Annotated in this window: 9 protein-coding genes; 5 read left to right on the plus strand and 4 right to left on the minus strand. The window is 63.7% G+C overall.

The features are described 5' to 3' along the window. Positions 1-260: 260 nt before the first annotated feature. Entirely contained in the window at positions 261-1,436 is a 1,176-nt protein-coding gene (locus A5712_RS18605; RefSeq protein ID WP_068107933.1) for a spirocyclase AveC family protein, read from the minus strand. A 100-nt stretch (positions 1,437-1,536) separates the two neighbouring features. Beyond that, positions 1,537-2,169, minus strand: coding sequence for a TetR/AcrR family transcriptional regulator (locus A5712_RS18610; RefSeq protein ID WP_068107935.1), 633 nt, complete (start codon positions 2,167-2,169; stop codon positions 1,537-1,539). Between the two features lie 116 nt (positions 2,170-2,285). Here A5712_RS18610 and A5712_RS18615 point away from each other — a divergent pair, with 116 nt between their 5' ends. Continuing rightward, positions 2,286-3,386: a hypothetical protein gene (locus A5712_RS18615; protein ID WP_068107937.1), complete on the plus strand. Its 1,101-nt coding sequence runs from the start codon at positions 2,286-2,288 to the stop codon at positions 3,384-3,386. A 7-nt stretch (positions 3,387-3,393) separates the two neighbouring features. Here the strand turns inward: A5712_RS18615 and A5712_RS18620 are convergent, their stop codons facing one another. Next, positions 3,394-4,890: a carotenoid oxygenase family protein gene (locus tag A5712_RS18620; RefSeq protein ID WP_068107938.1), complete on the minus strand. Its 1,497-nt coding sequence runs from the start codon at positions 4,888-4,890 to the stop codon at positions 3,394-3,396. A gap of 495 nt (positions 4,891-5,385) precedes the next feature. On the opposite strand from A5712_RS18620, the gene A5712_RS18625 reads away from it, so the two are divergent. Continuing rightward, entirely contained in the window at positions 5,386-6,375 is a 990-nt protein-coding gene (locus A5712_RS18625) for a spirocyclase AveC family protein (RefSeq protein WP_231982159.1), read from the plus strand. A gap of 58 nt (positions 6,376-6,433) precedes the next feature. Here A5712_RS18625 and A5712_RS18630 read toward each other — a convergent pair whose 3' ends face one another. Beyond that, positions 6,434-7,186 (minus strand): hypothetical protein, encoded by a 753-nt coding sequence (locus A5712_RS18630; protein ID WP_156766629.1) that lies wholly within the window; start codon positions 7,184-7,186, stop codon positions 6,434-6,436. Positions 7,187-7,356: 170 nt separating this feature from the next. On the opposite strand from A5712_RS18630, the gene A5712_RS18635 reads away from it, so the two are divergent. The 3 genes from A5712_RS18635 to A5712_RS18645 all read left to right on the plus strand — a co-directional run. Continuing rightward, positions 7,357-8,574 (plus strand): enoyl-CoA hydratase-related protein, encoded by a 1,218-nt coding sequence (locus A5712_RS18635; RefSeq protein ID WP_068107945.1) that lies wholly within the window; start codon positions 7,357-7,359, stop codon positions 8,572-8,574. 4 nt (positions 8,575-8,578) lie between these two features. After that, complete coding sequence (locus tag A5712_RS18640) at positions 8,579-9,736, plus strand: acyl-CoA dehydrogenase family protein (protein ID WP_068107947.1); 1,158 nt, start codon at positions 8,579-8,581, stop codon at positions 9,734-9,736. Between the two features lie 27 nt (positions 9,737-9,763). Beyond that, positions 9,764-10,206: NAD(P)-binding protein (locus tag A5712_RS18645; RefSeq protein ID WP_156766630.1), on the plus strand; the 443-nt coding region annotated here is incomplete at its 3' end.

Raw genomic sequence — 10,206 nt, forward strand, 5'->3', positions numbered from 1 at the left:
CAATCCCAGCCGAATCAAGTCCGTGTGGTGCTGATACATGTCGACGACCTGTTCGGGGGAGTTGCCGGGAGCCGGCGGCGGAATGAAGCGTGCGAGCAGAACGAAGCTGGCCACCCATCCCACCACCATGACCGGTCCTGCCCAGACGCATGCCATCTGCATGCTTCTGTTGATCGCCGGCTTCCCGAGCTGACCAGCGCCTAGATCCCTGGGCCGCACAACATCTTTGACGGCACCGACCGAGACGAAGCCTTCGGCAGTCACTTTCCGCCACCAGTGGAGAACTGCGTAGCGGTGTCCGACGCGGGGGCGGGGATGCCCGGTGGCACCACGACCTTCCCATGCGGGTCGAAATGCACCGCGTCACGACGCGAGAGTGGCAAGTCCTTCGACGGGCAGGCCTGATCGGTGTCTGGTCCGCATATCCCGTTGGTGAAATACGAGCGCTCCTGCACCTCGCGAGGCCACGAGTGCGCCTGCAGGTTGAACACCTGATAGGGAATGTTGTAGGTGACCATGTAGATCGTGCTGCCGGCACCCAAGATCGCCAGGAACCGCAACAGGGTCTTGATCCCAGCACTTGCCCGGATCTCATCGACGCCTCGTTCAACGACGGTGTTGCCCTTGTCATCTTTGAAGTACCGGAGGCAGGCGAAACCGGTCCACCAGGCCGCCGTGAGCAACGATTCATAAAGCGGGAACTGGTACCAGTGGCCGGAGAACACCGTTAGTTGAGGCACCGTCGCCCAGTAGTTGTAAAAACCTAAGTGCACCCAGGCGCCTTCACAGACGAGGTCGAGTACGAAGCCGAACACCATTGAGACCGAGATGAGGCCCAGCACACCGATATTCGGGAAGCGCTCTTTCGTCCGACGCATCACCCATGTGCACGCCAGCGCGATCGGAAAGAGCATGTACAGGTAGGCCGGCAGGATAAAGAACAACGGTTCCTGGAACATGTGACCCGGTGTCCCCGCCGCGATCGACTGCCAGCCCGGGACGTAGGCAATCCACGAGCCGGCGTTGAACATCGCGGAGTTATACGTGAACGTCGGCTGATAGAAGTTGATGAACGGGTCCTGGAACCACAAGAGCACGAACGACAGCAGCAATAGCCCGTCGGTGGTCATCCGCTTTTCGCGGATGCGCGGACGGATGACGACGACATAGAGGACGCCGATCGTCACTGCGACGCCGATCGGCAGGTAGATGTGGAAGAGCGTCGACATCCACCCGGGGAGCTGCGTGGGTCCCTGCGGAACCCGCTCGGTATCCGGGCCCGATACCCACTTCACGAAGAGATACAGGTAGAAGACGAGCCACAGCCCGCCGAGGACGGCCCACGCCTTGATCGGCTTCTTATCCCGAGGGTTTTCTAATACCGCGCGCCGGGTCCCGAATGCCGGCACCTGCAGTGCGTTGGTCGTAATGCTCATGACGTTCTCCTGCCTGCCGAGTACGGTCGACGTTCACACTAAGCAACGGCGTTACTTACGTCAAGGAACAGTGTTACTTAATGGCTATCGGAGGTCCCGGTCAGCGCGGCCCGAGGCGCATACCGTAAAGCGCCATCCGCGTTGCCGCATCGACGATCGTGTCCTCGTCCTCATCCGACGTGCCGGCGAGTAATGGCTGCAGCAGAACCAGGCCGCCGATCATGGCGATAGTCAAAGTGTTGCCGTCCGCGACGGATTCGGCGGGAAGCCAGCCGCGCCGACCGGCCTCATGCTCGGCCATCGAGCGCAGGTCGCGCAGGCTGTCCGCCAGCCCTTGTTGGGCCTTTTTCAACAGTTCGCTTCCCGAGTCTTGATCGGCCGCCAGCAGCGTTATGAGGAGGTGCCGATATTTGACGAGATTGGCGTAAAGATCGCGGACGAATTCACCGACTAGCCGCGCGTCCTCCCACGGTTCGTCGACCTGGCTGCTCCACGCCGACGCAAACTCTTCGAACGAGGCGAGAAACGGCGCGAGCAGAGTAGCGGCAAACAGGTCGTCCTTGTTGGCGAATTGCCGGTAGAGCACCGAGAGACTGAGCCCCGCCCGGGATGCGATGTCGCGCATCGAAGTCTGGGCGTAACCGCGGTCGGCGAAGAGCTCGTTTGCGGCAGTCAGGATCAACGTGCGGACTTCCTCGGTGCTGCGCCGTGCGGCGCGACGGGACGTTGCCATGCCGGACTCTAACCCGTTGCCTCGGTGGACATGTGCACATTGTACCTGGACATAAGTAACGATGTTGCTCTACGGTAGAGCAACACCGTTACTTAGAGTCGTCGGAGGAGAGCGTGATGCCGCAGAAAGTTCGGGTCATCCAATGGGCACCAGGTCTCGTCGGGAAGCAGACGTTGAAGGGCATCATCGACCACCCCGATTTGGAGCTGGTCGGGCTGTGGGTGCACAGCAAGGACAAGGGCGGGACGGATGCCGGTGAGTTCTGCGGTTATGGCGACACTGGGGTCATGGCGACGCCCGACGCCGAAGAGGCGCTGGCGATCGATGCCGACTGCGTCGTGTACACCGCGACGGATCTGCGCCGTCAGCCGGCCGAGCTGGTTGACGACATCGCTGCGATGCTCGCGACGGGCAAGAACGTCGTGGGCGTCCAGGCGTCGATGAATTTTCCGCAGCTGCACGGGCCCGGCCTGGTTGACCGGCTCGAGACGGCGTGCCGGCAGGGAGGCACGTCGTATTACCCGACCGGAATCAACGCCAGTGGCAGCCAGACGGTGCTCGCGGCCCTTGCCAGTATGTGCCAGCGCATCGAGTCGACCTACCTGTGCGAGATGTATAACTTCGAGACCTATGAGGATCCGGAAGTTTTCGGTTACTTCGGTTACGGACTGACCCCCGAGCAGGCCGAATCTCACGATCTGCGACCGCTTTTCGAGTACCTCTTCGGCCCCGCGTTGCATTTGACCGCGCGATGGTTTGGCGTCGAGTTCGACGAGGTGCGGTGGGATCAGGAGTTCGCTCTTTCCGCTCGCGACGTGCAGGCGCCGTTGTTCAGCCTGAAGGCTGGAACGGTGTCGGCGATCCGGTTCAATCTCGATGGTTGCGTCGGGGGCAAGCGCCGGATCACGCAGGCCGGCTGCTACTGGTTGGGCGAGTACCCGGAACACTGGGATCCGGCGCCCGGCGAGGGTGGCTACCGTCTGGCGATCACCGGCGAGCCCGACATGCAGGTGCAGTGGGCGACGCGGACGCGCAACGAGTCTTTCCGGGGCCCGTTGGCAAAGCCGAGGGGACCACAGGATTTGGCAATCATGGGCGGGTTGATGGCGACGGCTGCGCGCGCGGTGAATTCGATTCCTGAGGTATGTCGTTGCCCGCCGGGAATCGTGACACCGGCCGATCAGTCGGTGCTCTTACCTCGGGTGGACTGGCGTTGAGTGGCTCTTAGCGGAAGTCCATCCAATGGCCATGGGGCGTCCAGCCCATGTGGAACGGAAGCTCGATCTTGCAGATCGGGCCGGCGGTGATGTCGTCGGTGTCGAAGATCTGGAACTCACCGCGGTGCTCACCCCACCACGACACGGGCACGATGATGTAGCCGTCGCCCTCGGGGGCGCTCGTCGTTCGCGGCGCGAATGAGGCCTCGAGCACCGCGGCCAGTTCGCCTTGGCCGCGGATCTGGTAGACCTGTTCGCTCACCTTGTCCACATCGTTGCGAATGAGGCTGTCCATACGCATGCCGCGTTTCTTTGGCTGGCCGCCGATCTGGAAGCCGTAGCGGTGACCTTTGCCGTAGAAGCGCTGGTCGACCTTGCATATCTCGGACGGTAGCTCCGAAAGCTGCTCGGCTTTGGTGTCGCCGGTCGTGAGGTTGACGGTCCACCGTCCCAAGTAGCTGGCGGCGTTGCTGAAGAACAGCGCGGCTTGATCGCCTTCGTTGAACTCCTGCTCCATCGGGAACGGCGGTGTGTTGAAGATCGGTGCGTCGAGGATGAGCTGGTCGCCCTTGACGTTGGCCGTCATGGTGTGCATGACATATTGGGCCGGCAGATCGGTTTGGATCCACCGGATCTCGCCCTGCAAGTTGTGCCTGGGGATCAGTGCGATGGTGATGGGCAGCTCGGGCTCCCAGCCGAAGACGGCGTACCCCTTGCTATTGCGCTTCAGGTCGATGATGAACGGCTGGAACGGCATGACAACCCATTCGGGCGTCAGCCAAATATCGTGTGCCACAGTGTTATAGGGGGCGTCCCACAGGTCACGCGATTCCACGGTGCCGTCGGGGTGCACATATTTCATCGACACATAGGGTGCGGTGTCGCTGTATGACCAGCCGTAGAGGATGCCGGTGGCCTCGTCCCACTTCGGATGAGCGCAGAACGTGCCATCCCCGAAGCACACCGGCTCGTGCGGGCCCCTGGACAACGCCGGCGCCCAGTCCACGATGCCCTTGGTCTCCAACGTGATCGGATCGATGACCTGGGGTGGAGCCCCCAACTCGCCGGAGACGATCAACTCGCCGGCGAACGGGAAAATGTTGATGCTCGCGGTGCCCTGCGGCGTGTGCGCGTTCTCGGTGGTGCGCACCACCTCGCCGTAGCCGTAGTCGCGGTAGTCGCCGAACCCGCCGTCGGAGTAGTCGAACATGCCGCGGCCATATTTCTCTTCCAAGACGTACTTCGGCGTGCGCACCCAGCGGTTGCGGAAATCGGCCCGGCCGTTCTCGAAGACCAGGCCCTGCACCATGCCGTCCATCGCCAGCAACGGTGTCGTCCCCTGCTTGGTCGGGCGCTTCCAGCACGGTCCGGTGCGATAGATGCCGCCGGAGAGGTCCTTGGGAATCTCGCCATGGGTGACGATGCACTCCTCGACCGTGGCCTCGAACCGCATCGGTTGGAACGGCCCCTTGGTGGTCACCGTGTCGGGGATGGAGTAGCTCATGTTCTGCTCCCTGGTCCTCATCTCTTAGCAACTGCGCCTACGCAAGGGCTGCGATATGGGCGATGTTAGCGCCGAAGCGTCCATATGTAAACGACCACTTACATCATCGGTGAGATAATAATTGTAGCTTCACGCACCTTGGGAGAACCCGGCCTGCATGACTCTTACGAGCACTTTTCGCCGCGAAAACGCACGATATAAGCCTTCCTGCGTCGTCAGATGCGTACTGATGTGACGTTCGACACCGGCAGAGCAAACCAGAATCGCTGCGTGAGTGTAAACGATCGTTAGACGCAGCGGACCACGCTGTCCGCCATCGCTGGTGGCGGCGGCGTTCGGGAGCGCCCCGGCGAGCCCCGTGGCGGTGCAGCATGGCGTGGTGGGTCTGGCGGGGCGTCGTGCCGACCGATGAGTTGATTACGGCCCGACATGATTGCGGGCCTCGAAGATCAGGGTGTTTAATCTTTATTCAAAGTTTGGGAGGTGATGGCCGCGGTGTCCGAATCGACGCTCCATCGAAGCGCCGCTCAGCGGGCCGTCACTGCAACAGAGCCGTCCCGCTCGGGAGGGGTAACCGTTTGGGCCGTAATCGCCGTCGTCTGGCTGGTAATCGCCGCCCAGGCGCTGGCGCGATGGATCACTTCCAGTGATTTCGGGCCGGCGCCGCTGCTCGGGCCCGACCGGATGCCGGCGTGGAATCTTGTTGCGCTGAGGGTCTTTGAGGGGATCAGCGTCGCATTGCTGGTGTTCCTGGTCTGGTCCTGTGTGATCAGGCCATGGCGCCGGACCGGCGCGTTGAGCCTGGACGGCAAGTTCGTTCTCGGCGGGATGGCGGCTTTCGTCGCCGACGCCTTCCTGAACTGCTACACGTATCTGTTCGCGTGGAACGCGCACAACGTCAACATGGGCGTCTGGACGGCGTTCCTGCCCTTCCACAATCCGGCGGCCTCGTCGCGCTACGCGGAGTCGCTGCTGTGGGGCCCGCCGATGTACGTGTATTTCTGCGCCGGCGTGGCCATCGTGGGGTGTCCGGCGTACTTCGCCTTACGATCCCGTTGGCCGCGACTCTCCAATGTGTCGTTGCTGGCGATCGTCTTTGTCGGGGAGTTCGCGTTCGACTTCGTGGTGGAGAATCTGGCAATCCGATGGACGCACGGCTATGCCTACGCCCGGACCTACGGGCCACTGACGCTCTGGGCGGGAAGCCAATTCCAGTTCCCGCTCTACGAGTCGTTCCTGGTGGCCGCGCTGGGCCTGCTTTACACGTGGATGCGGCTGCAGGCCGTTCAGTCCCCGGACGGGCTGTCGCCGGTGGAGCGGGGCTTCGAACGCTGGCGTCCGGCGTTTCAGCCCGGCGTCCGCACGCTAGCGGCAATCGGGTTCTGCTGTGCGGCAACGATATTGATCTACCACTTGCCCTTCAACTGGCTCGGCATCGTCGGCTCATCGATGGCGCATCTGCCGACTTACTTGCTGCCGGGCTGATCCGGGAAACCGCAGCATCAGCCGCTTTCGAGTTCGAGTCGTGAATTCTTTGGCTTGGCTAGGCCTGTTCGTCAACCTCGAGGCGGTGCAGCGCGCGGAAGGCGTAGGGCGTCACGATGACGATGAGCACGAAGAACATGACGAAGACCGCCCAGAAGTTGAGCAGTCCATGCCAGGCGAATGGGCCGGTTCGGACAAATGGAACCAGGCTGAGCGGAACGTAGAGTGCCGCGGTCAAGAAGCACACATAGCCGACCCAGCGCGGAAAGAGGGGCTGCGTGCGGCGGTCGATCAGGATGGCGATGCCGAGTGCCACGCTCTGCAGCAGCGAGAACACAAACGTGAGGTCGAAGAACAGCCATCCGAGGTCGTACAACGTCTGTACGGTCTCCGCCGAGCGGGCTTCGGCTCGGAACGCAGCGGTCTGCCACACCACCGCCGGCACGGCGGTGACGACACCCGTCATCAGTCCGCCGAGGAGTTCGGTCGTCGACAGGATGCCCATGGGGCCTTCCATGCGGCCGATGATCTTGGAGATGGCGGCGCTCCACGTGTAGTAGCAAGGCGCGCCGACGACCATCAGCACCATCCCCACCTGGATGCCGGTGTGGCGAGTGTGGAAGTACCGCGCGATCGCCGACGCGTCGAGATCTTGCCCAGGGGGCGGCCAAAAGCCCGCGAACACCGCGAAGCCGAGCAGACCCAGGCCGGCGTAAACGCAGACAGACCATAAGCCGAGGCGAAGGGTCATGTAGTCGCTGCTCGTGTTCTGCGCACTCGGCAGCGCAGCGCGTTGCGTCGTCGTTGTCACGATTCCTCCCGCTATCCGGTTGTCACTTGCGGTGCCTGACTGAATTTAACGCACAGTAGAAAAATATGCTAGCGTGCCGGAGGAACCGGTATTCAGCTGCTGAGATCTGTATCGAATCAAAATTAAATGCCTGCTCAGTTGTGTTGGTCATCGGATGAGAGGGGCGTGTTGTGGTCGACGTCGACGCAGCGACCCGCGACGTGCAGGTCGCCGCCGTTCGGGACCTTTACCGCGCGTTGGCCGCTGGTGACCGGGAAACGCTCGGAAAGCTGCTGCATCCCGATTTCGTCGGCCATGCCACTGTGGGCCTGCCGCTCGGCGTGGGTGGCGAGCACGTCGGGCCGGACGCGATGCGACGCGAGCTGTGGTGGCAGCTCGGGCGCCACTATGACGTCCAGGCTTATCCCGACGAATTCCACACCCTGGACGACGGCCGCCTGCTCGTCGTCGGCCGGTATCGCGGGACAGCCCGCCGGTCGGGCAAGGAGCTCGACGCGGCGTTCCACCATGTGATCGGCTTCGCCGACGACAGCCGCCTCACGTCGCTGGATCAGCTGACGGACAGCGCCGCATGGATCGAAGCGCTTGACGAGCAGGGCCGGTTGGAAACGATCGACTACCGCGTCGCCGATGGCGTCGCGATCGTTTGCCTGAGCCGGCCCGATGCCCGCAACGCCATCGATCCGCGGATGGCGGAGGAGTCGCTCGTCGTGGCTCGCCGGATCGCCGACGATCGGTGCGTGCGCGCCGTCCTCATCTGCGGCGACGGGCCGTCCTTGTCCGTCGGCGGCGACATCGATTCTTTTCTGTCCGACGCGTCAACGCCATTGGGCGAGGTGCTACAGGGCATGGTCACGCCATTCCATGAAGCCTTTCGCGTGCTCAACCGGATCGACGCGCCGATCGTCACCGCCGCCCACGGTGCCGTCGCCGGCGGCGGCCTTGGCTTCGTCTACGCGGCCGACCTGGTGCTGGCCGCCGAGGGCACCAAGTTCGTCACAGCGTTTGCCGCGCTGGGCCTTTCGGGCGACGGCGGCGGCACCTGGCACCTACCGCGGCTGATCGGGGCGCGCCGCGCCGCCGAGGCGTACCTGCGGAACAGGCCCATCGAGGCAACCGAGGCTTTGGAGTTGGGGATGATCAACGAGATCGTGCCCGCCGCAGAGCTGCGGCCGCGGGCGCTGGCGCTGGCCACCGACCTGGCGCACGGGCCAACCCCCGCGTTTGCCCGCATGCGCGCATTGCTGCGCGATTCATGGCACAGCGACCTCGCGACCCAACTGCAGTCGGAAACCGAGGCGCTGAAGGCCACCGGCGATACCGCCGATGCCGCAGAAGCGCTTTCGGCGTTCAAATCCAAGCGCGCGCCCCGCTTCACCGGAAGGTAATGACATGGGACTGATCAGCGATTCTCCCGAGCACAAGGCGATTCGGGAAAGTGTCGCCGGCATCGCCAAGCGATACGGACCCGAGTACTTCCTGGAGCGGGGGCGCTCGGGCGGCGGGATCGACGAGTTGTGGCAGGATCTCGGCGCTGCTGGTCTGCTCGGCCTGCACCTGCCCGAGGACTACGGGGGCGGCGGCGGAGGGATGGCCGAAGCCGTCGTCGTCGTGGAAGAGCTTGCCGCGCATGGGATGCCGTTGCTGATCTGGGTCATTTCGCCGGCCATCTGCGGCAGCATCCTGGCGCGTCACGCGTCGGAAGAAATGAAGCGTCGATGGCTTCCGCCGATCGCGGACGGAAGTAAGAAGATGGCATTCGGCTTGACCGAACCCGACGCCGGCTCCAACAGCCACAACGTCAAAACCACCGCGCGGCGCACCGACACCGGCTGGACGATTTCTGGCTCCAAGTACTACATCTCGGCGGTTGACCAGGCCGACGCGATACTGCTGGTGACCCGCGACGCCGAACATTCGAGCGCGGAACGCAGCCGGCTGTCCCTGTTCGCCGTCCCGACCGCCACTCCCGGATTGACCTTCGCCCCTATTGACACGTCGATCGTGTCGCCGGACAAGCAGTTCACGGTGTACCTCGACGACGTCGCGGTCGGCGAGGACGCACTCATCGGAACCGCCGGCGACGGCCTGCGGCAGGTTTTCGACGGGCTGAACCCGGAACGCATCCTGGTCGGCGCGTTGTCCAGCGGGATCGGGCGCTACGCGATCGGGAAGGCCGTCGACTACGCGAGGCAGCGGCGCGTGTGGTCGACGCCGATCGGTGCGCACCAGGGCGTCGCGCACCCCTTGGCCGACTGCCACGTCGCCATCGAACTGGGGCGGATGGCGACCGCGCGCAGCGCCGAGCTGTTCGACGCCGGTGAGCCGGCGGGCGAGGCGGCCAACATCGCCAAGTACGCGGCCTCCGAAGCGGCGTTGAAGGCACTCGATCAAGCCATTCAGACCCACGGCGGTAACGGCCTGTCCCACGAATACGGCCTCGCGGAACTCTGGTTCGTCACCCGGCTGATGCGCACCGCGCCCGTGAGCCGCGAAATGGTGCTGAACTTCATCGCCCAAACCTCGCTGGGCCTGCCGCGCTCTTACTAGGACCTCACCTGTTCGAAGGGAAACTCTATGCAAGCAACACAATTCGACGCAGTTGTCATCGGCGCCGGCGCGGGCGGCCTGTTCACCGCCGCCCGGCTGGCCAACCACGGATATCGCACGCTCGTGGTGGAGCGCCTCGACAAGGTCGGTGGACGTGCGTCCACCGACGACATCGACGGGTTCAAAGTCAACACCGGCGCGATCGTGATTGAGGTCGGCGGTATCACGCAGCAGACCTGTGCGGAGGTGGGCGCTCCGTTCGAGATTCGCGAACCCAAACCGGCGCTGCTGTACCGGATCGGCGGCAAGAACGTCGACGTGACGGGCGGCGGGTGGGGGTTCCTGCTGAGCAAGCTCACCCGTCAGGGCGCAAAACTGGTCGCCGGCATCGGAGCCGCCCGCAACGACTCCGGGCTGCCCGAGGACCAGATCAGCACCGCCGAGTGGGTTTCTCGCTATACCAAGAACGA

Origin of the sequence: Mycobacterium sp. E2327, from assembly GCF_001672675.1 — a bacterium.
In the GTDB taxonomy this organism is placed as follows: domain Bacteria; phylum Actinomycetota; class Actinomycetes; order Mycobacteriales; family Mycobacteriaceae; genus Mycobacterium.